Here is a 24470-nt window from a genome sequence, read left to right as displayed (position 1 = left end):
AGCAGACGCAAAAGCCCCTAAACGGGCGGTAATTTCGGTGCTTTTGCGTCTGCTGGGCCGGGGTCCGGGACGTTATTCTCCAGGGCCGCGACCCAGCCGGTGATCTGGCGGGCGACGTCTTGTTCGGTGAGCCCCACGTCGGCGAAGATCTCACTTCGCGAGCCGTGGTCGTAGAACTGCTGCGGTAGACCCACATCGCGGCAGGGTATGTCGATCTCCGCGCGTCGCAGCGCCGCCGAAACCGCGCTGCCCACACCGCCGTTCACGCCGTTGTCTTCCAGCGTGACGACCAGTTTGTGGGCGACCGCCAAGTCGCGCAGCGCGTCCGGCACCGGCAACGCCCAGCGCGGGTCGATCACCGTCACGCCGATGCCCTGATTGCGCAGCCGCTTGGCCACCGCCAACGCCATCGATGCGAACGCCCCAACCGCCACCAGCAACACGTCGGCGCTCAACCCGTCGGCCGGGACCGCGAGCAGGTCGACACCGGAGCGCCGCTCCAGCGCCGGAATGTCTTCGCCCACATCGTCTTTCGGGAACCTCAGGGCGGTCGGCCCATCGTTGATGTCGAGCGCTTCGCCGAGTTCCTCGCGCAGCCGGGTGGCGTCGCGGGGTGCGGCCACCCGCATGCCGGGGACGATGCCCAGCATCGACAGGTCCCAGATGCCGTTGTGGCTGGCGCCGTCGGGGCCGGTGATGCCGGCCCGGTCGAGCACCAGCGTGACCGGCAGCTTGTGCAGGGCGACGTCCATCATGATCTGGTCGAACGCCCGGTTCAGGAACGTCGAGTAGATCGCCACCACCGGGTGCAGCCCGCCCATCGCCAAACCGGCCGCCGAGGTCAGCGCATGCTGCTCGGCGATGCCGACGTCAAACAACCGGTCTTTGAACCGCTGCCCGAACGCGGTCAGCCCGGTGGGTCCGGGCATGGCGGCGGTAATCGCGACGATATCGCGGCGTTGGGCGCCGTAGGCGACGAGCGCGTCGGCGAACGTCGCCGTCCAGCCCGGCCCGGGCACCTTGGTAGCCGCCCCGGTGGCCGGGTCGATCACCCCGCAGGAATGCATCTGCTCGGCCTCGTCGGCTTCGGCCGGCGGATAACCCATCCCCTTTCGGGTGGCGACGTGCACTATCACCGGACCGCCGAAGCCGCGGGCGTGGCGCAGCGCGGACTCCACAGCGTGCTCGTCGTGGCCGTCGACCGGTCCCACGTATTTCAGCCCGAGGTCGGTGAACAGCAGCTGCGGCGACAACGCGTCTTTGATGCCGGCCTTGGCGCTGTGCATGAGGTGGTAGACCAGCTCGCCGATGACCGGCATGCCCCGCACCGCGCCGCGGCCCTTCTCCAACAGGTGCTCATAGGCGGGCTGAAGCCGCAGCGCGGCCAGGCGGTCGGCGAAAGCACCGATGGTCGGGGCGTAGCTGCGGCCATTGTCGTTGACGACGATCACCACCGGACGGCGGGCCGCGGCGATGTTGTTCAGCGCCTCCCAGCACATGCCGCCGGTCAGCGCACCGTCGCCGACCACCGCCACCACATGACGGTTGCGGTGCCCGGTGAGCTCGAAGGCTTTGGCCAGCCCGTCGGCGTAGGACAGCGCGGCACTGGCGTGGCTGGACTCGACCCAGTCGTGCTCGCTTTCGGCACGGCTCGGATACCCCGACAGGCCGCCCTTCTTGCGCAGCGTCTCGAAATCGCCGCAGCGCCCGGTCAGCATCTTGTGCACGTATGCCTGGTGGCCGGTGTCGAAGATGATCGGATCGTGGGGCGAGTCGAACACCCGGTGCAACGCCAGCGTCAGCTCGACGACCCCGAGGTTGGGCCCCAAGTGTCCCCCGGTGGCAGCGACTTTGTGGATCAGAAACTGCCGTATCTCGTGCGCCAGATCCTTGAGCTCAGCTTGCGAAAGGGGCTGCAGATCAGCTGGCCCGCGGATCTGTTCAAGCATTTCGCCAGTGTACGCAGGCGCGCGGGAGTCCCGGCAAGCCAAACGCGCGGCGGGGGCGCACACCGACGTATCGTCGCGGTATGCGCGCGCAGGAGATCGCCGAAGATTTCCCGGTCGTGAGCATCGACTCCGGCGCCCTGGATGCCGCCCGCTTGCTTGCCGAGCATCGCCTGCCCGGGATTGTCGTCACCGACCAGTCCGGCAAGCCGTACGCGGTGCTGCCGGCTTCTCAGGTCGTCCGCTTCATCTTGCCCCGCTATGTGCAAGACGACCCGTCGCTGGCCGGTGTGCTCAACGAGTCGATGGCCGACCGCGCCGCGGAAAAGCTGGGCGGCAAGAAAGTCCGCGACGTGCTGCCCGAGCACTTGGTCGAGATACCAGCAGCCGACGCCGACGACACGATCATCGAGGTGGCGACGCTGATGGCGCGGCTGCGCAGTCCGCTGATCGCAGTGGTCAAAGAAGGCACGCTGCTCGGCGTGATCACCGCGTCGCGCCTGCTCGCCGCGGCGCTGAAGCATTGATCCGGGCGGAGCGCCGATGAGCGCCGTCGCGGTCACCGTATTCGTGATCGCCTACGCGTTAATCGCCCACGACCGCCTCAACAGGACAATGGTGGCGCTGACCGGCGCCGCGATCGTGGTCACCTTGCCGGTGATCAGGTCCCACGACGTCTTCTACTCCCACGCTACCGGGATCGATTGGGACGTCCTCTTTTTGCTGCTCGGCATGATGATCATCGTCAGCGTGCTGCGCCAGACCGGTGTCTTCGAATACGTCGCGATCTGGGCTACCAAACGCGCAAAAGGCTCCCCGCTGCGCATCATGATCCTGCTGGTGCTGGTGACCTCGTTGGGCTCAGCGCTGCTGGACAACGTCACCACGGTGTTGCTGATCGCGCCGGTGACGCTGCTGGTGTGTGACCGGCTGGAGATCAATGCGGCGCCGTTCTTGATGGCCGAGGCATTCGCCTCCAACATCGGCGGCAACGCGACGTTGGTCGGTGACCCGCCCAACATCATCATCGCGAGCCGAGCGGGGCTGTCGTTCAACGACTTCCTGATCCACCTGACCCCGCTGGTCGTCATCGTCACCGCCGTGTTCATCGCGCTGCTGCCCCGGCTGTTCCCGGGTGCGTTCGCGGTCGACCCGGAGCGCGTCGCCGACGTCATGGCGCTGGAAGAACGCGAAGCCATCCGGGATCCGGGGCTGCTGGTCAAGTGCGGGGTCGTGCTGGTACTGGTGTTCGCGGGATTCGTCGCGCACTCGGCGCTGCGCATGGACCCCTCGGTCGTGGCGCTGCTGGGCGCGGGCATCCTGATCGTGATTTCCGGGCTGGAACGCGCGGATTACCTGTCCAGCGTCGAGTGGGACACGCTGCTGTTCTTCGCCGGGCTGTTCGTCATGGTCGGCGCTTTGGTCAAGACCGGTGTCGTCAACTCGTTGGCGCGATCGGCGATGACGGCGACCGGCGGCAATGCGTTGCTGACGACGATGCTGCTGCTGGCCGCGTCGTTGGTGTTCGGCGGCGTCATCAACAACGTTCCGTATGCCGCGACGATGGCACCGATCGTCGGTGAACTGGTCCCGTCCATGGTCGGCCACGCCAATCCCGACGTGTTGTGGTGGGCGCTTGCGCTGGGTACCGGCTTCGGCGGGAACCTCACCGCGGTCGGGGCCAGCGCCAACGTGGTCATCATCGGGATCGCAAGGCGCGCAGACAGTCCCATCTCGTTTTGGGAATTCACCCGCAAGGGCGCGGTGGTCACGGCGATGTCGCTTGCGCTGACCGCCCTTTACCTGTGGGTGCGCTACTTCGTGCTGGCCTAGCGGGTCAGCAGCGCCACGCACTCGACGTGGTGGGTCAGCGGGAAGGCGTCGAACACCCGCAGCTTCTCGACGGTGTAGCCGCGCTCGCGGTAAAGCCCGATATCGCGGGCGAATGATGCTGCCTCGCAACCGATGTGCACCAACCGCGGCACGCCCGCAGCGGCCAACAGGTCGATGACATCGCGTCCGGCGCCCGAGCGCGGCGGATCAAGCACCGCCACGTCGGCCGCGACGGACTGCGTCGTCAGCGCACGGCGCACCGAATCGGTGACCACCTGCACTCGAGGCAGATCAGCCAACGCGGCCTTGGCAGCTCGTGACGCTGCTCGAGCCGTGTCGACGCTCAGCACCCGCCCCGACGTTCCAACCGCCTCGGCCAGCACCGCGGCGAACAGGCCCGCGCCGCCGTAGAGGTCCCAGGCCGTCATCCCCGCAGCGGGCTGCGTCCAGTCGCGCACCATGTCGCTGTAGACCTGCGCCGCGTCGCGGTGTGCCTGCCAGAATGCCGTCACCGGGATCCGCCAGCTGCGCCCGCCCGCCTGCTGCACCGCCTGATAGCTGCCATCGACCACCTCGGCCACGGTTTTGCTGCCCTGCTTCACCGTTTGCACCACATGCCGTTGACCGTCGTCGTCGACAGCGATGTGCAGCTGCGCGGCCGGCGGCCACTTGGCCGCTGCCAGACCGTCGACCATCGCCTCGGGCAGCTGACCGCAACGCAAGTCGGTGACCAGCTCGTCACTGTGGTAGCGATGAAAGCCGGCCCGCCCGTCGGCGCCCACGTCGAGGCGCACTCGCGTTCGCCAACCCGTCGGGCCCGCCGTGCCGAGCGGTTCCGCCTCGCCGTGCCAGCGGTAACCACCCAGGCGCGCAAGCTGATTGGTGACCACTTGCGCCTTGAGCGCACGGGCCGCGTTCGGGTCGACGAATGCCAGATCGCAGCACCCGGCGCCGTCGACTCCGGCGATCGGGCACAGCGGCGCGATGCGATCCGGTGACGGCTCGATCACCTCGAGGGCCTCGGCGTGCCAATAGGACCCGCGGTCGGCGGTGACTCGGGCCCGGACCTGCTCACCGGGCAGCGCGTAGCGCACGAACACCACCCGACCCTCGTGGCGTGCCACGCAGCTGCCGCCGTTGGCGGGGACGCCAACGGTCAACGTCAGCTCGGGGGCATCAGTAGACGCGCCGGTCAATCGAAGATGCCCCGTCGGGCGTCGCCGGGAGCGGCGTGCGGCTGCAGCGCCTTGACCCGCTCCGACGAACTGAGTTGCCAGGGAACCGAAGTCACCATCACCCCGGGCATGAACAGCAGCCGGCCTTTGAGGCGAAGCGCACTCTGGTTGTGCAGCAGCTGTTCCCACCAGTGACCCACCACATACTCGGGGATGAACACCGTCACGACGGTGCGCGGCGACTCTTTGCTGACCCGCTTAACGTAGTCCAGCACCGGGCGGGTGACTTCGCGATACGGCGACGCGATCACCTTGAGCGGCACGCTGATATCGCTGTCCTCCCATTTGCGCACCAGCTCACGGGTTTCGGCGTCGTCGACACTGACCGTGACGGCTTCGAGCACATCAGGGCGGGTGGCCCGCGCGTAGGCCAGCGCACGCAGTGTCGGCAGATGCAACTTCGACACCAGCACCATGGCGTGGTTGCGGCTGGGCAACACCACGCCTTTGTGGGCTGCCGCCTGCTCCTCCAGTTCCTGGCTCACGGTGTTGTAGTGGCGGCGGATCAGCTTCATGATCGCGAACAGTGAGCCCATCGCGACGACCGCGATCCAGGCTCCGGCAAGGAACTTGGTGATCAGCACGACGAACAGCACCGTGCCGGTGGCCAGGAAGCCGATCGTGTTGACCATCCGCGAGCGCATCATCTTGCGCCGCAGCGACGGATCGGTTTCGGTGCGCAACAGCCGGGCCCAGTGCCGGACCATGCCGATCTGGCTCAGCGTGAACGAAATGAACACTCCGACGATGTAGAGCTGGATCAGCGCGGTCACCTGAGCGCGGAACGCGATGATCGCCGCGAGCGCGGCCGCCGACAAAAACAGGATGCCGTTGGAGAACGCCAGCCGGTCTCCGCGGGTATGCAGCTGGCGCGGCAGATAGCTGTGCTGCGCGAGAACCGAACCCAGCACCGGGAAACCGTTGAACGCGGTGTTGGCCGCCAGCACCAGGATGAGCGCCGTCACCGTGGCGATGAGCAACAACCCGATGTGGAAGCTGCCGAACACCGCCCCGGCCAGCTGGGTGACCAGCGTCTTCTGGTGATAGTCCGCAGGCGTACCCACCAGCTGCTTCTCGGGGTCGTCGACGACCTGGACGCCGGTCTTCTCAGCCAGCACGATGATGCCCATGAACAACGTCACCGCGATGGTGCCCAGCATCAGCAATGTCGTTGCGGCGTTGCGCGACTTGGGCTTTCGGAACGCCGGCACGCCGTTGCTGATCGCCTCCACACCGGTCAGCGCCGCACAGCCCGACGAAAACGACCGCGCCACCAGAAACATCAGCGCCAAACCGGCGATCTTGCCGCGTTCGGCGCGCATCACGAAACCGGCGGACTCGGCGCGCAGCGGATCCCCCAGCACGTATATGCGAAACAGTCCCCACGCGAGCATGATGAGGACCCCGATGATGAATGCGTAGGTGGGAATCGCGAACGCCACGCCGGATTCGCGCACGCCGCGCAGGTTCATCGCCATCACCAGAAGGATCGCGCTGACCGAGAACAGCACCTTGTGATCGGCCACGAACGGGATCGCCGAGCCGATGTTCGACATCGCCGAAGCTGTCGAAACAGCAACGGTCAGAACGTAATCCACCATCAGGGCACTGGCGACCAGCAGGCCGGCGTTGGCGCCCAGGTTGGTGGTCACGACTTCGTAGTCCCCGCCTCCGGAGGGGTAGGCGTGCACATTCTGCCGGTAGCTGGCCACCACCACCAACAACACGACGGCCACCGCCAGCCCGATCCACGGTGTCATCGCGTAGGCGGCCAACCCGGCCACCGACAGCATCAGGAAGATCTCCTCGGGGGCGTACGCCACCGACGACAACGCGTCGGAGGCGAATACCGGCAGCGCGATGCGCTTGGGCAGCAGGGTGTGGCTCAGTCGATCGCTGCGGAACGGCCGACCCAAAACCAATCGGCGCGCCGCGGTCGAGAGTTTGGACACGAGAGCCAAGGGTAAGCCCACGCGACGCTGGCGGTAGCGTTCCCTAGAGGGGAACGCTCCGGGTAGAAATCGGCGGGCCAACGGGGCTGCCGACCGGGCCCCGACGACAGGCTGCTGCCGAAAGGACCTCAGTGCGGGTAGTAGTGATGGGGTGCGGCCGGGTGGGCGCCGCCGTGGCCGACGGGCTGTCCCGGATCGGACACGATGTCGCGGTCATCGACCGCGACAGCACCGCCTTCAACCGGCTCAGCCCCGACTTTGCGGGCGAACGGGTGCTGGGCCTGGGATTCGACCGCGACGTGTTGCTGCGAGCGGGTATCGAGCAAGCCGGCGCGTTCGCCGCGGTGTCGTCCGGCGACAACTCCAATATCATCTCGGCCCGGCTGGCCCGCGAAACGTGGGGTGTGCAGCGGGTCGTCGCGCGCATCTACGACGCCAAACGCGCCGCGGTCTACGAGCGGCTCGGCATCCCCACGATCGCCACGGTGCCATGGACCACCGACCGGCTGCTCAACGCCCTGCTGCGGGAAAGCGAGACGACCAAGTGGCGCGACCCTACCGGTACCGTCGCCGTCGTCGAGCTGGTCGTACATGAAGACTGGGTGGGTCACCGCATCACCGATCTGGAAGAAGCCACCGGCGCCCGGGTCGCGTTCATGGTCCGGTTCGGTAGCGGGGTGCTGCCCGAACCCAAAACAGTGATCCAGGCCGGCGACCAGGTGTACGTCGCCGCGGTCGCCGGGCGCGCCACCGAGGCGCAGGCCATCGCCGCCCAGCCGCCGAGTGAGGACCTTGGAGCATGAAATGAAAGTCGCGATCTCCGGGGCCGGTGCTGTCGGCCGTTCGATCGCCCGCGAGCTCACCGAAAGCGGTCACGAGGTGACGCTGATCGAACGCAACATCGACCACGTCGACGTCGACGCCATCCCGTCCGCGCACTGGCGGTTAGGCGACGCCTGCGAGTTGAGCTTGCTGGAGTCCGTGCACCTCGAGGACTTCGACGTCGTGGTCGCCGCCACCGGCGACGACAAGGCCAACGTGGTGCTGAGCTTGCTGGCCAAGACCGAGTTCGCGGTGCCGCGCGTGGTGGCCCGGGTCAACGATCCGCGCAACGAATGGCTTTTCACCGACGCCTGGGGCGTGGACGTGGCGGTGTCGACTCCGCGGATCCTGGCGTCGTTGGTCGAGGAGGCCGTCGCGGTCGGCGACCTGGTGCGGCTGATGGAGTTCCGCAAAGGCCAGGCCAACCTGGTCGAGATCACGCTGCCCGACGACACCCCGTGGGGCGGCAAACCCGTGCGCAGGCTGCAGCTGCCGCGCGACGCTGCGCTGGTGACGATTTTGCGCGGCCCGCGGGTGATCGTGCCGGCGGCGGACGAGCCGCTGGAAGGCGGCGACGAACTGCTGTTCGTGGCCGTTACCGAGGTGGAGGAGGAGCTGCGTCAGCTGCTGCTGCCGGAGCATCAGCCTGCGCCGAACGCATCGCACGTTGCGCAGACTTGATCGCCAGGTAGGTCAGCGCCGCAGCCGCCGCAGTCAGCGGCCAGCCCATCCCGATCCGGGCTGCGGCCAGCCAGCCGGTGTGGTCGGCGTCGTAGAGCAGCCGTTGCACCACGAACCGCGCGCCGAATACCAGCACCCAGGCCAGCGTCGCGGCGTCGAACGCCAACACCGCGCGGCGCACGTGTCGCCAACTGCGGTCATGTCCGCCGGCCCAGCTCCACACGTAGCCGACCAGCGGGCGCCGGATCACCACCGACAGCGCGAAGATCACCGCCCAGACCAGCGACATCCAGATGCCCAGCAGGAAGTAGCCCTTCGACTGCCCGACGGCGTAGGCGACCAACGCGCAGCAGGCGACGCCGAAGAAGCCGGACACCGCGGGCTGCGTCGACTCCCGCCGGACAAGGCGCAGCAGCAGAATCGCCGCGGCGGCGACCAACGCCGCGCCGATAGCGGCCAGTAAACCGAATACGCCGGAGACGCCGACGAAGACCACCACGGGCACCGACGAGTAGATGAGCCCGCTCACCCCGCCCAGCTGCGCCAGCAAGCGCTGGTCGCCACTGCGATCAGCAGCCATGACTCACACCGATGGGCGCGACGCCGTCACCGTCCTGCGCCGTCACCGCTGAATTTCGTAATGCGGGTTGTAGATCGCTTTGGCACCGTTTTCCAGCGTGCCCAACCGACCCCGCACCCGCAGCGTGCGACCCGACTCGATGCCGGGTATGCGCCGCTGCCCCAACCACACCAGCGTCACGGTGTCGGTGCCGTCGAACAATTCCGCGCGGACCCCGCCGGCGCACCCCTTGGCGTTGGCTTCGACGCTGCGCAACGTGCCCACCATCGTGACCTCTTGGCCGCGCTGGCAGTCGATTGCCCGCTGGGCTCCGGTGTTGAGCGCCTCGTCGGACAACTCCTCGACGTCGAGTTGTTCCGGGTCTTCTGTCAACCGACGCGTGAGCCGGCGCAGATAGTTTGCGGCCGTCATGGCCTCTCCTGACGCTTCTGCCAGTCCATCATGGACGCCATCTAGTTATGCCAACGGACACCGTAGACCTGTTGGTTCCCCGATGCCACACAGCCCTCGGGGTGCCGTGGGAGTACCCACAAACGGCAGGCAATATCAGGGGCGTGGCTGTGAATTTGCGCGGTGTCACCACCGTCTTGTTGCCCGGCACCGGCTCCGACGACCATTACGTGGCGCGGGCTTTCGCCAGCCCGCTGCACCAGGCCGGTGCGGTGGTGGTCGCGCATCGGCCGCGGCCCGGACAGCTGATCGACGGCTACCGCGCCGCCATGGACACCGCCGCTGGTGCCGGTCCTATCGCGGTCGGGGGTGTGTCGATCGGCGCAGCGGTGGCGGCCGCGTGGGCGCTGAACCATCCCGATCGCGCGGTCGCGGTGCTCGCGGCGTTGCCGGCGTGGACCGGGGCGCCGGCGGCGGCCCCCGCCGCCGACGCCGCACGGCACTCGGCGCATCAGCTTCGACGTGACGGTCTCGCGGCGACGACGACCCAGATGCGGGCGTCCAGCCCGCGCTGGCTGGGCGACGAACTGGCCCGGTCGTGGCAGCGCCAGTGGCCGCAACTGCCCGACGCCATGGAGGAAGCGGCCAGCTACGTGGCACCGAGCTGCGCAGAGCTTGCGCGGCTTGTCGCACCGTTGGCGGTGGCGGCGGCCACCGATGACCCGATTCATCCCCTGCAGGTGGCTGTCGAGTGGGTCAGCGCGGCGCCGCGCGCAGCGCTGCGGACTGTGACGCTGGACCAAATCGGTGCCGAGCCCGCGACTTTGGGCGCGGCGTGCCTGGACGCGCTGGGCGATCTCTAGGGTCAGCTGCTGCTGCGCAGCTGTTGCATGGCCGAGCCGCCGGCGCTGCGGCGCGCCGCCTGCTCGGAGCCACCGGGCTGCTGTGCCGCGGCCTGCTGGGCGGCCGCGGCCTCACGCAGCTGGGCCGCCATCGGCTCGGGCAGCTGCACCGGCAGCGGCGTCCTGACCGGCAGCGGCGTATCGCCGCGGCGAACCACGGTGTCTGCCAACGCTTCTCGCGCTTCCTGGGTCAGCGCGTCGATGGTCTCGTGCGAACCGTTGACCACGCAGCGGATCATCCAGCGGTAGCCGTCGACCCCGACGAACCGCACCGCACCGGCCGCGACGCCGACCACTTCCCGGCCCCACGGGCCGTCTTGAATGCTGACGTTGACCGAGTCTTTGCGCAGCGACTCGGCGAGCTCAGCGGCCACCTCACGCCACAAACCGCCTGTCTTGGGCGCCGCGTAGGCGGCGATGGTGTAGCGGCCGTTGGCTGTGACAACCCACACCGCGCTCGGAATGCCGGCCTCGGTGACCTCCACTTGCACCTGGCCTGCGGCGGGCATCGGTATCAGCACCGAGCCCAGGTCGAGCCGGGCCAGCTCTGCCGCGGCCGGGTCGTCGAAGTCCTCGATGTCGAACGGGCCGGCCAGCTCTTCGGATGGCTCGTTGTCGATCGCAGCCTCGCTTTCCGGCGGAGTGGTGGTCGCCTCGGGTTCGCGCGTGGTGTCGCCTTTGGCGCCTTTGGGTTTGCGTCTACCGAATGCCATAGCCCGCGCCGCTCCTCCTCGTCGCATCACTTAAGCATCGTCGCCCGCGCGAAATCACAAACTCGCATGCCCGCCAGAGGAACCGTGGCCGCCGTCGCCACGGGATGTCTCGGCCAAACCGGCCTCGTCGAACGACGACACCTCAACCAGCTCGACCAGCTCGACCCGCTGCACCAGCAACTGGGCGATGCGGTCGCCGCGATGCACGACGATCGGCGTGACGGGGTCGAGGTTGATCAGCGCTACCTTGAGCTCGCCGCGATAGCCGGCGTCGATGGTGCCCGGGCTGTTCACGATCGAAAGCCCAACGCGCGCAGCCAATCCCGAGCGCGGGTGCACTAAGCCGACCATTCCGTACGGGACGGCCACCGCGATGCCGGTGCGGACCAGCGCACGCTCTCCCGGCGCCAGCTCCACGTCTTCGGCGCTGTAGAGATCTACGCCGGCATCACCGTCGTGGGCGCGGCTGGGCAGCGGAAGTCCGCGGTCCAAGCGGACAACCGCCAGACTGGTCGACACGGGGCCACAGACTACCCTTGGCCGGGTGTCCGGGACGCGCGTCGCGCCGCAAAGCGTGCGGTATCGCGAACGACTCTGGGTGCCGTGGTGGTGGTGGCCGCTGGGCTTCGGGCTGGCCGCACTGATCGCCTTCGAGGTCAATCTCGGCATCCGCAGCCTGCCGGACTGGCTGCCGTTCGTCGTGTTGTTCGCGGTGGCCGCCGCGGCGCTGCTGTGGTTGGGGCGCTTCGAAATCCGGGTCACGGTCGGCGACAGTGGTGTCGAGTTATGGGCCGGCCAAGCACATTTGCCGGTCACCGTGATCGCTCGCTCGGCAGAGGTCCCGCGTTCGGCGAAGTCCGCGGCGCTCGGCCGCCAGCTGGATCCCGCGGCGTACGTCTTGCATCGCGGCTGGGTCGGGCCGATGGTTCTGGTCGTTCTCGATGACCCCGATGATCCGACGCCGTACTGGCTGGTGAGCTGCCGTCACCCAGACCGGGTGCTGTCGGCATTGCGCAACTGACTCGCGGCCCGGTCAGGCCGCGCAGTCGGTACAGATCATCACGCCGTTTTTCTCGCTGGCGAGCCGGCTGCGGTGTTGCACCAAAAAGCAGCTCGAGCAGGTGAACTCGTCGGCCTGCTTGGGAATAACGCGAACGGACAGCTCTTCGCCGGACAAGTCGGCGCCGGGCAGTTCGAAGTTTTCAGCGGTTTCCGATTCGTCGACGTCGACCACGGCCGACGCGGCTTCGTTCCGCCGCGCTTTGAGTTCCTCTAGCGAATCCTCGGAAACGTCATCAGTCTCGGTGCGCCGTGGGGCGTCATAGTCGGTAGGCATCTTGCATCCCCTCGTTACCTTGCAAGCAACGCTTTGTACCAGCGTCGAACGCATCCACCAAATGATTCGTGCCCGTATCTGGGTTCCTTCAAGTGTGATTTACATCACATACCACATTTGCCCTCCGTGTGCCGCTTTAAACATTCCGTTTAGAGTGCGTACGTGGTCGCGCAAATCACAGAAGGCACCGCTTTCGACAAGCACGGCCGGCCCTTTCGGCGACGCAATCCCCGGCCGGCTCTCGGTCTTATGTTGGTGCTGCTTCTGATAACGGGTGTGGTGTGGGCGATGGCGCTGACCCGCTCGACTGACGTGCACGAGACCGCTGTCTGTAACCCGCCGCCGTCGGGGCCGAACGGCGAGCAGCCACGACTGGGTGAGCAAGTGCCGCGAAGCACGATGGTGAACGTCACCCCCGCCAAACTCGCCGAAACCAAAGTTCATGTGCTCAACGCCAGCGGGCGCGGCGGTCAGGCCGCCGATATCGCCGACGCCTTGCGCGACTTGGGCTTTGCCCAACCGAGCGCTGCCAATGACCCCGTTTACGCCAACACCAGGCTGAACTGCCAGGGCCAAATCCGTTTCGGTGAAGCCGGCCAAGCCTCGGCGGCCGCCGTGTGGTTGGTGGCACCCTGCACCGAATTGTTCCGCGACGACCGCGCCGACGACTCCGTCGACCTCGCGCTCGGCACCGACTTCACCGCGCTGGCGCACAGTGACGACATCGAGACCGTACTGGCCACCCTGCGCCCCGATGCCACCGAGGAGTCCGATCCCGCTCTGGTGGCGAAGATCCACTCCAATAGCTGCTGAGACTTCTAGTCGCGGATCGGTTGTAGGCCGTCGAACTGCTCGAGCGCGGCCAACAGTTGGTCCGCGATTCCCGGTGCGGCAGCGACGACCAGGCCGGCCGTGCCGCCCGCCCCGTCCCGCGGAGGCAGCAGCACCCGCGCGCCGGCCTCGGCAGCGATCAATGCCCCAGCCGCGCAATCCCACAGATGCAAACCGTGCTCGTAGTAAGCATCCAGCCGGCCTGCGGCCACCATGCACAAGTCCAGGGCCGCCGACCCGATGCGGCGCACATCACGGACCACCGGCAGCATCCGCGCCAGCAGCGCCGCCTGCACAGCGCGGCGCTGCCTGGAGTACCCGAACCCGGTGCCGAGCAACGCCATCGACAAATCGTCGACGGCGGTACACCGTAACGGCCGTGTCCCCTTCTCGTCGCTGACATGTGCCCCGAGCCCTGCCCCGGCCGAGTACACCCGACCCGCTGCGACGTCGGCGACGGCACCGGCCACCGAGACACCGTGTACCTGGGCGGCAACCGACACCGCGTAGGCGGGAATGCCGTAGACGAAGTTCACTGTGCCGTCGATGGGATCGAGCACCCAGGTGACTGATCCGTCGCCGGCGCTCGCATCGGCGGGCCCACCGCCCTCCTCGCCCAGAATCGGGTCGCCCGAACGCAGCTGCGCTAAGCGGTCCCGCAGTAGCCGCTCGGTATCGGTGTCGACGATGGTCACCGGATCGGTGGGGGTGCTCTTGGACCGCACCGCCGCGTCGTCTGCATCACGGGCGTCGACGCCGAACACCTCGCTGCGGCGACGCCGCACGAACGCAGCGGCCTCGGCGGCCAGCGTTTCGGCCACCGAACGCAGGTGCGCCGGCCGGTTGTCAGCTGTCGTCACCGGTCTATCGCATCACAGCGGCCGCGAGCGGGTGGTCACGCGCCGCCTGACCAGCGGTTCTACCCAGACCTGCATCGTCGTCGGGCTAAGGTGTGGGCAGCCACCCCTCGTCGAGGAGATCCGATGAGCAGCACCGAGCCAAGCACGGACGCAGTCGGTACCGATGCGGCCGGAATCACACCGCAGCCACGCGGGTTCGGCGTCGACGTCGGCGGCAGCGGCATCAAGGGTGGCATCGTCGACCTGGCCACCGGGCAGCTCGTCGGCGACCGATTCAAACTGCCGACCCCGCAGCCGGCCACCCCGGCAGCGGTCGCCAAGACCATCGCGGCGGTCGTCAACGAGTTCGGTTGGACCGGTCCGCTGGGGGTGACCTACCCCGGCGTCGTCACTGAAGGTGTCGTGCAGACCGCCGCCAATGTGGACAAGTCGTGGATCGGCATCAGTGCGCGTGACGTCATCAGCGCCGAACTCGTGGGTCAAGAAGTCGTTGTCCTTAACGACGCCGACGCTGCGGGGCTGGCCGAAGAGCGGTATGGAGCCGGCAAAGACCAATCCGGGGTCGTCGTGCTGCTGACCTTCGGGACCGGGATCGGGTCGGCGGTCATCCACAACGGGAAATTGCTACCCAATACGGAGTTCGGCCACCTCGAGGTGGGTGGCAAGGAGGCCGAGCACCGGGCGGCGTCGTCGGTCAAAGAAAGGCGCGGCTGGAGTTACAAAAAGTGGACGCGCCACGTGACGAAGGTGCTGGTCGCGATCGAGAACGCGATGTGGCCCGATCTGTTCATCGTCGGCGGCGGCATTAGCCGAAAAGCCGACAAATGGGTGCCGCTGCTCACAAATCGGACCCGGGTAGTGCCAGCGGCTTTACAAAACAGTGCCGGCATTGTGGGCGCGGCAATGGCGGCTACGACAGACGTGACACATTGAAATTTGCCCGCTCAGCCAGGCTGTACCCCGTCTGTCGTTACAATGGTCAGCGGCGGCCGCCCGAACCGATAGCGGCGAGTATCCACGCCGACATTCGACATAACCGAAACTTTCGGTCAAGTACGCCCAAGCGCACCGGAAGTGAGTCCGACCGAAGGGGTGTACGTGGCAGCGACCAAAGCAAGCCCGTCAACCGATGAGCCGGTGAAACGCACCGCCACCAAGGCCCCCGCCAAGGCCGGTGCAAAGCGATCGGCGGCAAAGTCCACCAACGGGTCCGCCTCTTCCAAGAAGGCCACCAAGAGCACCACCCGCGCAAGCAAAACCTCCCCAGGTGCCACGAAGGCGACCAGCGCCAAACGCGCCGAGACCGCGAAGAAGGACCACGCTCCGGCCAAAAGTGCCCCCGCGAAGCCGTCGCGGAGCCGAGCGAAGAAAGCCACGGCGCCAAAGGATGTCGAGGTCGTCGCCGACGCCCTGGTCGAGGACGTCGACGCCGAGGCGGATCTCGGCGGTGAGCCGGACGCCGATATCGAACCGGACGACATCGATATCGACCCCGCCGACCTGAGTCTCGATGACCTCGAGGACGTAGCGCCCGAGAGCGATGATGCCGAGCTTGAGCAAGCCGACCCCGACCTCGAGCAAGCCGACGCCGCCGCGCCCGCCGTGGCCGTCGAGGAAACCGTCGAGGACGACGAAGAGATCGCTGAGCCGAGCGAAAAAGACAAGGCCTCAGGCGATTTCGTATGGGACGAAGACGAGTCTGAGGCCTTGCGCCAAGCGCGCAAAGACGCCGAACTCACCGCATCGGCGGACTCGGTTCGCGCGTACCTCAAGCAGATCGGCAAGGTCGCGCTGCTCAACGCCGAGGAAGAGGTCGAGCTGGCCAAGCGGATCGAGGCCGGCCTGTACGCCAGCCAGCTGCTGGCCGAAATGGCCGAGCGCGGCGAGAAGCTCCCAGCCGCCCAGCGCCGCGACATGATGTGGATCTGCCGCGACGGCGACCGCGCGAAAAACCATCTGCTGGAAGCAAATTTGCGTCTGGTGGTGTCGTTGGCCAAGCGCTACACCGGCCGCGGGATGGCGTTTTTGGACCTAATCCAGGAAGGCAACCTGGGTTTGATCCGTGCGGTCGAAAAGTTCGACTACACCAAGGGTTACAAGTTCTCTACGTACGCGACTTGGTGGATCCGGCAGGCCATTACTCGGGCCATGGCCGACCAGGCACGCACCATCCGCATCCCGGTGCACATGGTCGAGGTGATCAACAAGCTGGGCCGCATCCAGCGTGAGCTGCTGCAGGATCTGGGCCGCGAGCCCACTCCTGAGGAGCTGGCCAAGGAGATGGACATCACGCCGGAAAAGGTGCTGGAGATCCAGCAGTATGCGCGTGAGCCGATCTCGTTGGATCAGACGATCGGCGACGAGGGCGACAGCCAGCTGGGCGACTTCATCGAAGACAGCGAAGCGGTGGTTGCGGTCGACGCGGTGTCGTTCACGCTGTTGCAGGACCAGCTGCAGTCGGTGTTGGAGACGCTCTCCGAACGCGAGGCCGGCGTGGTACGGCTGCGCTTCGGGCTCACCGATGGCCAACCGCGAACGCTTGACGAGATCGGTCAGGTCTACGGCGTCACGCGGGAACGCATCCGCCAGATCGAGTCCAAGACGATGTCAAAGCTGCGTCACCCCAGCCGTTCCCAGGTGCTGCGCGACTACCTGGACTGAGGACCCGCCTGAAAACAGTTTCTGATCAGCTGTTATGCGCTGACGTGGGATAAGCAACAAGGTTCTAGTTAAGGTATCGGTCATGACGACCGCCCGTTCCCGCCGACGCCCCAACACCCTCGACCTGGCCGCGCTGCTGCCGTCCTGGGAGGTATCGCTGCGCGCCGACCACAAGTCCCGCGAGACCCGCAAGAGCTACACGACCGGGGTCTACCAGTTCATCGACTGGTGCGAGGTCAACGGCCATACGCCCGCGTTCGACCGCGACCTGGTGCGCGCCTGGGTGGCCGACCTGCTGGCAGGCGGGGCCGAACCGGCGACCGCGCGTGCCCGCCAGCTGGGGGTGCGCCGCTTCAGCGCCTGGTGCGAGGAGGAGGCCGAGGTCGACCGCGATCCGCTGCTGGGCCTGAAAGCGCCCAAGCTCGACGTCAAGGTGGTCGACTCGCTGACCGACGACCAGGTGCGCGCGCTCGTCAAGGCCTGCGCCGGGAAGGAGTTCCGCGACCGCCGCGACGAGGCCATCGTGCGGCTGATGGTCGAGACCGGGATGCGCGCCGGGGAGGTCCTGGGCTGACGGTCGACGACCTCGACCTGGTGCGCGGCCAGGTGCGCGTCGCCCTGGCCGAGCGATACAAAGGGGGCACAAAGTCCAGACGAGGGATGGTCCGCCGGAGGTCGCCCGGTGCGTATGTGTACCCCCGCGCCACGTAGGCAGAAATTTTCGGCCGATTTCGGCCCTGATCTGCCCGGAATCGCCTGTGTTTCAACGGGTTCCTGCCCAGCCCCCAAAGTAGGCAGAGGGTAGGCCGCCTACATCGGCGGGCGACCCGCGGCGCGCGGTGCCTACTTTCGTCGGGCGGTCGATCTACCGTGGTCGTCATGCCACGGGTGAGTGCCGAGCAGCGCCGGGCGCGTGACGCGCTGATCTGGCAGCTGTTCCTGGCCGGGACCCCGTATCGGACGATCGCCGGGCACCCGCAGGTCCGGTTGTCGTGCCGCGGTGTCGAGTTGGCAATCCGCCGCCAGCTGGCCGCGACGGACGGTCAGCGGTCGCTGATGTCGAACCAGGCCGACGCCGTCGCCGTCGAGCGGTACGAGGCGCTGTACCGGGTGGCCTACGCCAAGGCGGTCAAGGGCGATCTGCGGGCGCTCGACCAGGCCCGTCGTTTGCAGAACGAGATCAGCCGCTTGCAGGGACTGACCGCGGCAGCTGCGGCGGTACCGCTGCCGCCGCCTGTGTCTGGGTCCGACGACGACAACGTTGCCGACGAGCCGTATGACGAGTTGGAGCAATGGCGGTTGCGTCGGGTGGGGATCGGTGTGGACGACGGCGACTTCACCGACACGTCGGGTCGGGGGCGTTCACGGGCCGAGTTGATCCGCGACGCTGATGAGGCTATGAGTGGGTGAATCGCTGTGCTGCCCTCAGGCGTCAACCCATTGGAAGCCAGCGTCTTCCAGTATCCCCTTCATGCCCTCATAGGCCTCGCGCACTTCCTTTGCGATCGGCGAAATGGGATGAGTGGTAAAGAGCCAAACGAGCCGTTGCACTTCGTGAATCGGCAAAGCTGGTAGGGACCGTACGCTCGGCATCTCCTTAGCCGTAGGCAGTACCTCCAAGACTTCGATGCCGCGCCAGCGGTTGTACTGCTTGAAATTTTTGAGGCAACCGTGTGATGACTCGTTGAGGAGCTGCGACAGTTCGTCATCTCCGGTAACGACCCTCAGCGCAGTCACCAAGCTGTTGCCAAGCGTCCACGAGACCTGCGTGATTCCATACAATCTTCCGCCATCTGGCCGGAGCGGGCCTACCCCGCAGAATGAATGACGGTGTTCCGGACGTTGAGTGCGGCCGATGAACACATGCCACTCCGCTATTTCCTCACCGGCGTAAATCTTTGCCGGGTCGGCAGGCTCGACAGCAAGCGGACTCTCGTAATACGAGCGCAGTAGCGCAACCTTAATTGCCCAGCGCCGAAACTCCGTGGGATCGCATCGATTGTCGTCGTTGACGGGATCGAAAACCCACGGCTCCACCTCCGAATCGAGGTCGTTCATCCAGGTGTTGTTGCATGGGGCGCACACGCGTTTGACGATGACGGAAAAGAGGTCTTCGGACTTCGTCTGTTTCGGGGAACCGTCCAGCCCATATCTGGTGAAGGTCCGGTCAAAAAACGGCAAGTTGACGAGATGCTCATTGGTATCGATTTTGTGTTTCCACGACGATCTGAAGATGTGTTCCTTCGTCATCGGCGCATCACTTCCGCAGAACATGCACGTCGGACGTGGGCGTCGCGGGCGGGTGCGCTTGCTCACGATGTAGCTACCGTTTCGCTACTCATGCGGCTCAATGCTACGCAAGGGCCGCAGCGCGCTACGCCGAATCGGTTGCGCCGCTGTGCATCCGCTTGATCGCGGCCTGGACCGTGTCGTGGTCAACGGCCTGGCCGTCGACCAGCAGCGCCGCAACCTCACAGATCGCGGGCCAGACCCGCTCCAACTCGGCGGTCCATACTTGCTCGGGGTGGGCCATATCGATGCCCAGCTGCGCCGCCTGCTGGCGCAGGAAATCGGCCAAGCTGTCGCGGTCGGCTGACCCGGCGGATGGCAGCATTTGGCCGATCGTGTGCTGGAACGGGTCGCCGCCGCCGCCCGCCTCCTTATAGGCGGCACGGTCGTCAGGGTTGCGGAGGAACGCCGTCATCAGGTGGTCGTTGAAGTCGAGGCCGTCCTCGTCGAAGTCGTCGAGCGTCGGCCCGTTCCAACGGACGCGGGCCTCGGCCCACGGACCGGCGTAGACGATGAACGCGCGATCCACCGCCTTCGAGCGGGACCAGGTACAGCCCGCGTAGTCGGCGGTCGGCTCGATCGTCATCGACTTCAACTCGCCACCGCCGCGCAGTAGCGCCGCGACCGCATGGCCCGCTTCGTGGTGGGCGGTCAGTAGCCGCTCATCGTCGGCTTCGGTCATGGGCGCTTAAGCAGGCGGATTGTGGGTGACCATGTACCTCAACCACTTCCCCAGCTGCACGATCTGGCGGAAATCCTCCTCCGCCGCCGCCTTCGCCGCATCAGCGGTGGGGTGCCGGTAGCTGATGACCGAGCCAAGCAGCAGAGGCCCGACCGACAAGCCCTCGTTCCGCTTGAAGTGCCAAGTGCCCGTGTGGTCCGCGCCGGACTCCGCGACCTCGTAGAGTTGCCGCTCGTCTTGATTTTGAAGCGTGAATCGGCTGTAGGCCTGTAACCAGGACCACTGGGTGAGATCGTCGAAATTGGTCACCAGGCTGACGGTACCCGGAACGGCGGAGGCGAAAAACCGTGCGGCTACTCGCCGGGCCTACACGGACGCCAGTTGCCAATCGCCGGTGGGGCCTCAGCGTGAATGGGCAATACGGTGATTGCCTCCATGTCGACCGTCCGAAGGTAGAAATCTTGCCCGGTGCGTGTGTCGGTGATGACCGTGAAGACGCCCTCGGTCTCGGTCACGACGCGGGCGGTGGAGTTGCCCACCAGATCGAGGCACCACCGCGGCAGCTCAGCGAGGCGTTGCAACTGCGCCTCCACCTCAGCCACCGACGAGTACGACGGCACGTCATCAGCGTCGATCCGTTGTTTCTCGTCGAAGCGCCACAGCCGAAAAGTGATTTCAACCTCGTTCTTGGGGTTCCCTCCCTCAACCCCAACGGTCGGCACCACGTTGTAGCCGAGCACGATGGACTTCACCTGAAGTTGGTTGGCCTGCTGCTGCGCGATCCCGGCGGCACGCCCCATCGCGAGAATCTGTTCCTGGGTCGGAATCTGCCACTGCTCAACCAACGCTTAACCTTCTAGCCCAACCAAGCCGTCAGGCCCACGCTACCCTGCGGTCCCGACCTCGTCAGTCACGGATATTGGACGCATCTAGGCCCTTCGGGACCAGCGTTTATGCAGCTCAAGCACCCGGTGGAAGCCCGTACAGTGCGCGACTACCTCGACTGAGCGCGTCGGCGCTGACTACGGTGACCGCATGTCAGCCAGCCGCATTCTGGTGTCGTCCGGCTCGGCTTTCGAAGCAACCGTCGGCTATTCCCGGGCGGTGCGCGTGGGCCCATACGTCGCCGTCGCCGGCACAACCGGCGCCGGACCGGCCGACGACATTTCCGCTCAGACCCGAGACGCCTTGCGCCGCATCGAAATTGCACTCAGGGAGGCCCGCGCGGCGTTGACCGACGTCTGCGGACCCGCATCTACGTGACCGACATTTCGCGTTGGCGGGATGTCGCCGCGGTACACGCCGAGGTTTTCGGCAAGATCCGGCCAGCGGCCAACCATGGTCGAAGTCTCGGCGCTCATCGCCCCAGGGTTGCTGGTGGAAATAGAAGCCCGTGAAGGGGAGCGCTACGTCGGGTCTTCGAGCGGCGGAAAGGTGCCGTCCGGACCGGGCCGGTAGGCGGCGACCTGGGTCACAGCGGTGACCGGCAGCGGACCATACAGGTGCGGGAACAACATCGACTCCGGATCCGTTGGCACCCCCGGTTCCCATACCAGCGGTGAGTCAAGCCGGGCGGGATCGATGTGCAGCAACACCAGATCGTCACGTCCGCGGTAGAGCCGGTTGGCCGGCAGGTGAACCTGCGGCGGCGTCGACAAATGGACGAACCCGACGCTCGATAGCGAGTCGGAGCGAACATAGCCGCAGTCCTGGGCGCGCGACCACGCCCCCGCCGAGCACAGGTGAACCAGCACCTCGGAGACGAACGTCACACCTCAGCCTGCCTCGCGAGACAACTCGAGCGCGCGTGAGAAACGACACACCGGGTACCCCCTGGGGAACAAGGCCGAAAGCCGCAACGTCTGAGACAGTGGAGATACGTCACGAATGGAGAAGCTATGAACGCCACATTGACCAGTCCCGAACTCACCAGGGCTGATCGGTGCGATCGGTGCGGTGCCGCCGCCCGTGTGCGTGCCACGCTGCCGTCTGGCGCTGAGCTTCTCTTCTGCCAGCATCACGCCAATGAGCACGAGGCCAAGCTGATCGAGTTGTCAGCGGTGCTGGAATCGAGCGCCGTGCCGCTGGACGCCTAAGGACTCGAGCGCGTCAGTCCTTCTTGAGCCTCTCGTAGATTCGCTTGCATTCCGGGCAGACCGGAGACCCCGGCTTCGCCGACCGTGTTACCGGAAATACCTCGCCGCACAGGGCGACGACATGGGTGCCCATCACGGCGCTTTCGGCGATCTTGTCCTTCTTGACGTAGTGGAAGTACTTGGGGATGTCGCTGCCGGTCCCGTCGTCGACCCGTTCTTCGGTATCGGTGCGCTCGATCGTCTCGGTCTGCATAGCCCATATTCTGCCGCAGACCGGTCCGTTAAAACTGTTTGAGCCGACGTCGACCAATTGTGGGACAGTGGAGAAATGAAGCGCGGCACGGAGCTGGGTTTCGACGACGACGGTCGACCAGTCCTCATCACCGCCGCCGCACCGTCGTATGAGGTGCAGCACCGCGAGCGGGTGCGCAAGTACCTGACTCTGATGGCCTTCCGTGTCCCGGCGCTGGTGCTGGCGGCACTCGCCTACGGCGCCTGGCACAACGGCCTCATCTCGCTCCTGATCGTGGCCGCCTCGGTGCCCTTGCCGTGGATGGCGGTGCTGATCGCCAACGACCGGCCGCCGCGGCGCGCCGACGAACCCCGGCGCTTCGACAGCGTCCCTCGCCGCACGCCTTTGTTCCCGACCGCCGAACGCCCGGCGCTCGAACCGCGCAGACCGGTGCCGCCGCAACCGGACTCGCCGCACTCGGCGGGTGACGGTTCCCCGTAACGGGCCACTCGCCCCAGTTCTCAGGACATTCTCAGGTCCCCGGCACATTCGCGCACGTCAACGGGTGTGAGATAGCCGCCCGGTGGGAACTCATGGCCTGGGTTGGTCGTTGGATCACATGACAGTTCGAGCCGATCGGGAGGGCGCTATGGCAAATGCCACCACAAGCCGGGTTGACAGCGATCTGGACGCTCAGAGCCCAGCCGCCGACCTGGTGCGCGTGTATCTGAACGGCATCGGCAAGACCGCGTTGCTCAATGCCGCCGACGAGGTCGAGCTCGCCAAGCGCATCGAGGCCGGGCTTTATGCCCAGTATCTGCTGGAAACCCGGAAGCGCCTCGGGGAGAACCGCAAACGGGAGCTGGCGATGGTGGTCCGCGACGGTGAGGCGGCGCGGCGTCATCTGCTGGAAGCCAACCTGCGGCTGGTGGTGTCGCTGGCAAAGCGCTACACCGGGCGCGGCATGCCGCTGCTCGACCTCATCCAGGAGGGCAACCTCGGTCTGATCCGCGCGATGGAGAAGTTCGACTACACCAAGGGATTCAAGTTCTCCACCTATGCCACGTGGTGGATCCGCCAGGCCATCACGCGGGGTATGGCCGACCAAAGCCGCACGATCCGGTTGCCGGTCCATCTCGTCGAGCAGGTCAATAAGCTGGCGCGGATCAAGCGCGAGATGCACCAGAATCTGGGCCGCGAGGCCACCGACGAGGAGCTGGCCGCCGAGTCCGGCATTCCGATCGACAAGATCAACGACCTGCTGGAGCACAGCCGTGACCCGGTGAGCCTGGACATGCCGGTCGGCTCCGACGAGGAAGCTCCCCTGGGCGATTTCATCGAGGACGCCGAGGCGATGTCCGCGGAGAACGCGGTGATCGCCGAGCTGCTGCACACCGACATCCGCAGCGTGCTGGCCACCCTCGACGAGCGCGAGCACCAGGTGATCCGGCTGCGGTTCGGGCTGGACGACGGCCAGCCGCGCACGCTGGATCAAATCGGCAAGCTGTTCGGTTTGTCGCGTGAGCGGGTCCGCCAGATAGAGCGCGAAGTCATGGCCAAGCTGCGCCACGGCGAGCGCGCCGACCGGCTGCGCTCCTACGCCAGCTAAGGGCCGCCGGCTGACACCAGCGACAGACGCCCGCCGCAACCGCGGCGGGCGTCGTGCTGCCTTGGAGTGTTAGGGAACCATTCTCGCAGCTAGGCAAGTAGACTCGGCGGCGATGGAGGGTGCGGAATGAACGAGCTGGTTGACACCACCGAGATGTACCTGCGGACGATTTACGACCTCGAGGAAGAGGGCGTGACGCCGTTGCGCGCGCGGATCGCCGAGCGGCTCGAGCAGAGCGGTCCCACCGTCAGCCAGACCGTGTCACGGATGGAGCGCGACGGGTTACTGCGGGTCGCCGGCGACCGCCATTTGGAGCTCACCGACAAGGGCAGGGCGCTGGCGATAGCGGTGATGCGCAAGCACCGGCTCGCTGAGCGGCTGCTGGTCGACGTGATCGGGTTGCCTTGGGAAGAAGTGCATGCCGAAGCCTGCCGGTGGGAGCACGTGATGAGCGAGGATGTCGAGCGGCGGCTGGTGCAGGTGCTCAACAACCCGACCACTTCCCCGTTCGGCAACCCGATTCCGGGGCTGAAGGACCTCGGCGTGGGACCGGGATTCGGCTCCGAAGACGCCAACCTGGTGCGGCTGACCGAGCTGCCGTCGGGCTCACCGGTGGCCGTGGTCGTCCGCCAACTCACCGAGCACGTCCAGGGTGACATCGACCTGATCACTCGGCTCAAGGACGCCGGCGTCGTGCCCAACGCGCGGGTGACCGTCGAGACCAACCCGGCCGGCGGGGTGACCATCGTGATACCGGGCCACGAGAACGTGACCCTCCCGCACGAGATGGCCCACGCCGTCAAGGTGGAAAAGGTCTAGC

General features: G+C 66.6%; 30 protein-coding genes and 1 pseudogene. 16 read left to right on the top strand and 15 right to left on the bottom strand.

The genetic code is table 11. From position 1 onward, the window contains the following. Positions 1–17: 17 nt before the first annotated feature. A complete protein-coding gene (gene dxs, locus G6N15_RS17115) occupies positions 18–1949 on the bottom strand; it encodes a 1-deoxy-D-xylulose-5-phosphate synthase (RefSeq protein WP_083086548.1) in 1932 nt (643 codons plus the stop codon). Positions 1950–2029: 80 nt separating this feature from the next. On the opposite strand from dxs, the gene G6N15_RS17110 reads away from it, so the two are divergent. Together G6N15_RS17110 and G6N15_RS17105 are read left to right on the top strand one after the other, a co-directional pair. Next, positions 2030–2473: a CBS domain-containing protein gene (locus G6N15_RS17110; protein ID WP_083086546.1), complete on the top strand. Its 444-nt coding sequence runs from the start codon at positions 2030–2032 to the stop codon at positions 2471–2473. A gap of 16 nt (positions 2474–2489) precedes the next feature. Then, entirely contained in the window at positions 2490–3779 is a 1290-nt protein-coding gene (locus tag G6N15_RS17105; protein WP_083086544.1) for an ArsB/NhaD family transporter, read from the top strand. On the opposite strand, the gene G6N15_RS17100 is transcribed toward G6N15_RS17105, so the two are convergent. Both G6N15_RS17100 and G6N15_RS17095 read right to left on the bottom strand, forming a co-directional pair. Continuing rightward, positions 3776–4975 (bottom strand): class I SAM-dependent RNA methyltransferase, encoded by a 1200-nt coding sequence (locus G6N15_RS17100; protein ID WP_083086541.1) that lies wholly within the window; start codon positions 4973–4975, stop codon positions 3776–3778. The genes G6N15_RS17105 and G6N15_RS17100 overlap by 4 nt on opposite strands. Continuing rightward, the gene (locus tag G6N15_RS17095; RefSeq protein ID WP_083086539.1) at positions 4972–6966 is read right to left on the bottom strand and encodes an APC family permease; all 1995 of its coding nucleotides are present in this window, start codon (positions 6964–6966) and stop codon (positions 4972–4974) included. The genes G6N15_RS17100 and G6N15_RS17095 overlap by 4 nt, the downstream gene beginning before the upstream one ends. Positions 6967–7097: 131 nt before the next feature. Between G6N15_RS17095 and G6N15_RS17090 the strand changes: the two genes are divergently transcribed. Together G6N15_RS17090 and G6N15_RS17085 are read left to right on the top strand one after the other, a co-directional pair. Next, positions 7098–7769: a potassium channel family protein gene (locus tag G6N15_RS17090; protein ID WP_163748117.1), complete on the top strand. Its 672-nt coding sequence runs from the start codon at positions 7098–7100 to the stop codon at positions 7767–7769. Between the two features lies 1 nt (position 7770). Further along, positions 7771–8469: a potassium channel family protein gene (locus G6N15_RS17085; RefSeq protein ID WP_083086534.1), complete on the top strand. Its 699-nt coding sequence runs from the start codon at positions 7771–7773 to the stop codon at positions 8467–8469. On the opposite strand, the gene G6N15_RS17080 is transcribed toward G6N15_RS17085, so the two are convergent. Both G6N15_RS17080 and G6N15_RS17075 read right to left on the bottom strand, forming a co-directional pair. Then, complete coding sequence (locus G6N15_RS17080; RefSeq protein WP_083086532.1) at positions 8384–9049, bottom strand: DUF3159 domain-containing protein; 666 nt, start codon at positions 9047–9049, stop codon at positions 8384–8386. The two genes, G6N15_RS17085 and G6N15_RS17080, sit on opposite strands and share 86 nt — an antisense overlap. Positions 9050–9091: 42 nt before the next feature. Beyond that, a complete protein-coding gene (locus tag G6N15_RS17075) occupies positions 9092–9460 on the bottom strand; it encodes an OB-fold nucleic acid binding domain-containing protein (protein WP_083086530.1) in 369 nt (122 codons plus the stop codon). Positions 9461–9603: 143 nt separating this feature from the next. On the opposite strand from G6N15_RS17075, the gene G6N15_RS17070 reads away from it, so the two are divergent. Continuing rightward, positions 9604–10302 (top strand): alpha/beta fold hydrolase, encoded by a 699-nt coding sequence (locus G6N15_RS17070; protein ID WP_083086528.1) that lies wholly within the window; start codon positions 9604–9606, stop codon positions 10300–10302. A 2-nt stretch (positions 10303–10304) separates the two neighbouring features. Here the strand turns inward: G6N15_RS17070 and G6N15_RS17065 are convergent, their stop codons facing one another. After that, on the bottom strand, positions 10305–11054 hold the full coding sequence (locus tag G6N15_RS17065; protein WP_083086526.1) for a DUF3710 domain-containing protein: 750 nt from the start codon (positions 11052–11054) through the stop codon (positions 10305–10307). 54 nt (positions 11055–11108) lie between these two features. Continuing rightward, positions 11109–11573, bottom strand: coding sequence for a dUTP diphosphatase (gene dut / locus G6N15_RS17060; RefSeq protein WP_083086524.1), 465 nt, complete (start codon positions 11571–11573; stop codon positions 11109–11111). A gap of 25 nt (positions 11574–11598) precedes the next feature. Between dut and G6N15_RS17055 the strand changes: the two genes are divergently transcribed. Continuing rightward, positions 11599–12075 (top strand): DUF3093 domain-containing protein, encoded by a 477-nt coding sequence (locus tag G6N15_RS17055; protein WP_083086522.1) that lies wholly within the window; start codon positions 11599–11601, stop codon positions 12073–12075. Between the two features lie 12 nt (positions 12076–12087). Here the strand turns inward: G6N15_RS17055 and G6N15_RS17050 are convergent, their stop codons facing one another. After that, a complete protein-coding gene (locus G6N15_RS17050; RefSeq protein WP_007774871.1) occupies positions 12088–12390 on the bottom strand; it encodes a DUF4193 domain-containing protein in 303 nt (100 codons plus the stop codon). A 162-nt stretch (positions 12391–12552) separates the two neighbouring features. Between G6N15_RS17050 and cei the strand changes: the two genes are divergently transcribed. Beyond that, entirely contained in the window at positions 12553–13203 is a 651-nt protein-coding gene (gene cei / locus G6N15_RS17045) for an envelope integrity protein Cei (RefSeq protein ID WP_083086520.1), read from the top strand. 5 nt (positions 13204–13208) lie between these two features. On the opposite strand, the gene G6N15_RS17040 is transcribed toward cei, so the two are convergent. After that, positions 13209–14081, bottom strand: a complete 873-nt coding sequence (locus G6N15_RS17040) for an inositol monophosphatase family protein (RefSeq protein ID WP_083086518.1) — start codon at positions 14079–14081, stop codon at positions 13209–13211. A gap of 123 nt (positions 14082–14204) precedes the next feature. Here G6N15_RS17040 and ppgK point away from each other — a divergent pair, with 123 nt between their 5' ends. The 4 genes from ppgK to G6N15_RS17020 all read left to right on the top strand — a co-directional run bounded on the left by ppgK (position 14205) and on the right by G6N15_RS17020 (position 18152). Continuing rightward, positions 14205–15014: a polyphosphate--glucose phosphotransferase gene (gene ppgK / locus G6N15_RS17035; protein ID WP_083086515.1), complete on the top strand. Its 810-nt coding sequence runs from the start codon at positions 14205–14207 to the stop codon at positions 15012–15014. Positions 15015–15179: 165 nt separating this feature from the next. After that, on the top strand, positions 15180–16742 hold the full coding sequence (locus tag G6N15_RS17030; RefSeq protein ID WP_083086751.1) for an RNA polymerase sigma factor: 1563 nt from the start codon (positions 15180–15182) through the stop codon (positions 16740–16742). 82 nt (positions 16743–16824) lie between these two features. After that, positions 16825–17316: a tyrosine-type recombinase/integrase gene (locus G6N15_RS17025; RefSeq protein WP_083086513.1), complete on the top strand. Its 492-nt coding sequence runs from the start codon at positions 16825–16827 to the stop codon at positions 17314–17316. Positions 17317–17621: 305 nt separating this feature from the next. Then, positions 17622–18152, top strand: coding sequence for a hypothetical protein (locus G6N15_RS17020; protein WP_139797750.1), 531 nt, complete (start codon positions 17622–17624; stop codon positions 18150–18152). 15 nt (positions 18153–18167) lie between these two features. Here the strand turns inward: G6N15_RS17020 and G6N15_RS17015 are convergent, their stop codons facing one another. From G6N15_RS17015 to G6N15_RS17000, 4 genes are all read right to left on the bottom strand, one after another. Beyond that, entirely contained in the window at positions 18168–18992 is an 825-nt protein-coding gene (locus G6N15_RS17015; RefSeq protein ID WP_083086507.1) for a hypothetical protein, read from the bottom strand. A 124-nt stretch (positions 18993–19116) separates the two neighbouring features. Then, positions 19117–19713 (bottom strand): M50 family metallopeptidase, encoded by a 597-nt coding sequence (locus tag G6N15_RS17010; protein WP_083086504.1) that lies wholly within the window; start codon positions 19711–19713, stop codon positions 19117–19119. A 6-nt stretch (positions 19714–19719) separates the two neighbouring features. Next, a complete protein-coding gene (locus tag G6N15_RS17005; protein ID WP_083086502.1) occupies positions 19720–20022 on the bottom strand; it encodes a hypothetical protein in 303 nt (100 codons plus the stop codon). A 44-nt stretch (positions 20023–20066) separates the two neighbouring features. Further along, positions 20067–20558 carry a hypothetical protein gene (locus tag G6N15_RS17000; protein WP_139797749.1) on the bottom strand — a complete coding sequence of 164 codons (492 nt, stop codon included), beginning with the start codon at positions 20556–20558 and terminating at the stop codon, positions 20067–20069. 190 nt (positions 20559–20748) lie between these two features. On the opposite strand from G6N15_RS17000, the pseudogene G6N15_RS16995 reads away from it, so the two are divergent. Next, a pseudogene (locus G6N15_RS16995) lies at positions 20749–21171 on the top strand (RidA family protein). Here the strand turns inward: G6N15_RS16995 and G6N15_RS16990 are convergent. Next, positions 21120–21485 carry a DUF952 domain-containing protein gene (locus G6N15_RS16990; RefSeq protein WP_083086497.1) on the bottom strand — a complete coding sequence of 122 codons (366 nt, stop codon included), beginning with the start codon at positions 21483–21485 and terminating at the stop codon, positions 21120–21122. The pseudogene G6N15_RS16995 and the gene G6N15_RS16990 overlap by 52 nt on opposite strands. Before the next feature lie 126 nt (positions 21486–21611). Between G6N15_RS16990 and G6N15_RS16985 the strand changes: the two genes are divergently transcribed. Next, positions 21612–21809 carry a DUF7455 domain-containing protein gene (locus G6N15_RS16985; protein WP_083086495.1) on the top strand — a complete coding sequence of 66 codons (198 nt, stop codon included), beginning with the start codon at positions 21612–21614 and terminating at the stop codon, positions 21807–21809. A 13-nt stretch (positions 21810–21822) separates the two neighbouring features. Here the strand turns inward: G6N15_RS16985 and G6N15_RS16980 are convergent, their stop codons facing one another. Then, positions 21823–22062, bottom strand: a complete 240-nt coding sequence (locus tag G6N15_RS16980) for a DUF3039 domain-containing protein (protein ID WP_083086493.1) — start codon at positions 22060–22062, stop codon at positions 21823–21825. A 57-nt stretch (positions 22063–22119) separates the two neighbouring features. Between G6N15_RS16980 and G6N15_RS16975 the strand changes: the two genes are divergently transcribed. From G6N15_RS16975 to ideR, 3 genes are all read left to right on the top strand, one after another. Continuing rightward, positions 22120–22542, top strand: a complete 423-nt coding sequence (locus G6N15_RS16975) for a DUF3099 domain-containing protein (protein ID WP_083086491.1) — start codon at positions 22120–22122, stop codon at positions 22540–22542. Positions 22543–22660: 118 nt separating this feature from the next. Next, positions 22661–23650, top strand: a complete 990-nt coding sequence (sigB, locus tag G6N15_RS16970) for a sigma-70 family RNA polymerase sigma factor SigB (RefSeq protein ID WP_083086488.1) — start codon at positions 22661–22663, stop codon at positions 23648–23650. A 126-nt stretch (positions 23651–23776) separates the two neighbouring features. Further along, positions 23777–24469, top strand: a complete 693-nt coding sequence (gene ideR / locus G6N15_RS16965; protein WP_083086486.1) for an iron-dependent transcriptional regulator IdeR — start codon at positions 23777–23779, stop codon at positions 24467–24469. Position 24470 lies beyond the last annotated feature (1 nt).

This window comes from Mycobacterium noviomagense (assembly GCF_010731635.1).
GTDB classification, from domain to species: domain Bacteria; phylum Actinomycetota; class Actinomycetes; order Mycobacteriales; family Mycobacteriaceae; genus Mycobacterium; species Mycobacterium noviomagense.
Note: the sequence above shows the minus strand (reverse complement) of the source record. Positions and strands in the feature narration are given on the sequence as shown.

Coding starts and splice junctions, on each gene's coding strand:
- G6N15_RS16985 (WP_083086495.1), top strand. CDS start 21,612: ATGAACGCCACATTGACCAGTCCCGAACTCACCAGGGCTGATCGGTGC.
- G6N15_RS17065 (WP_083086526.1), bottom strand. CDS start 11,054: ATGGCATTCGGTAGACGCAAACCCAAAGGCGCCAAAGGCGACACCACG.
- G6N15_RS17085 (WP_083086534.1), top strand. CDS start 7,771: ATGAAAGTCGCGATCTCCGGGGCCGGTGCTGTCGGCCGTTCGATCGCC.
- G6N15_RS17080 (WP_083086532.1), bottom strand. CDS start 9,049: ATGGCTGCTGATCGCAGTGGCGACCAGCGCTTGCTGGCGCAGCTGGGC.
- sigB (WP_083086488.1), top strand. CDS start 22,661: ATGACAGTTCGAGCCGATCGGGAGGGCGCTATGGCAAATGCCACCACA.
- G6N15_RS17075 (WP_083086530.1), bottom strand. CDS start 9,460: ATGACGGCCGCAAACTATCTGCGCCGGCTCACGCGTCGGTTGACAGAA.
- G6N15_RS16980 (WP_083086493.1), bottom strand. CDS start 22,062: ATGCAGACCGAGACGATCGAGCGCACCGATACCGAAGAACGGGTCGAC.
- G6N15_RS17110 (WP_083086546.1), top strand. CDS start 2,030: ATGCGCGCGCAGGAGATCGCCGAAGATTTCCCGGTCGTGAGCATCGAC.
- G6N15_RS17015 (WP_083086507.1), bottom strand. CDS start 18,992: ATGACGAAGGAACACATCTTCAGATCGTCGTGGAAACACAAAATCGAT.
- ppgK (WP_083086515.1), top strand. CDS start 14,205: ATGAGCAGCACCGAGCCAAGCACGGACGCAGTCGGTACCGATGCGGCC.
- G6N15_RS17050 (WP_007774871.1), bottom strand. CDS start 12,390: ATGCCTACCGACTATGACGCCCCACGGCGCACCGAGACTGATGACGTT.
- G6N15_RS17020 (WP_139797750.1), top strand. CDS start 17,622: ATGCCACGGGTGAGTGCCGAGCAGCGCCGGGCGCGTGACGCGCTGATC.
- G6N15_RS17105 (WP_083086544.1), top strand. CDS start 2,490: ATGAGCGCCGTCGCGGTCACCGTATTCGTGATCGCCTACGCGTTAATC.
- G6N15_RS17010 (WP_083086504.1), bottom strand. CDS start 19,713: ATGACCGAAGCCGACGATGAGCGGCTACTGACCGCCCACCACGAAGCG.
- G6N15_RS17025 (WP_083086513.1), top strand. CDS start 16,825: ATGACGACCGCCCGTTCCCGCCGACGCCCCAACACCCTCGACCTGGCC.
- dxs (WP_083086548.1), bottom strand. CDS start 1,949: ATGCTTGAACAGATCCGCGGGCCAGCTGATCTGCAGCCCCTTTCGCAA.
- ideR (WP_083086486.1), top strand. CDS start 23,777: ATGAACGAGCTGGTTGACACCACCGAGATGTACCTGCGGACGATTTAC.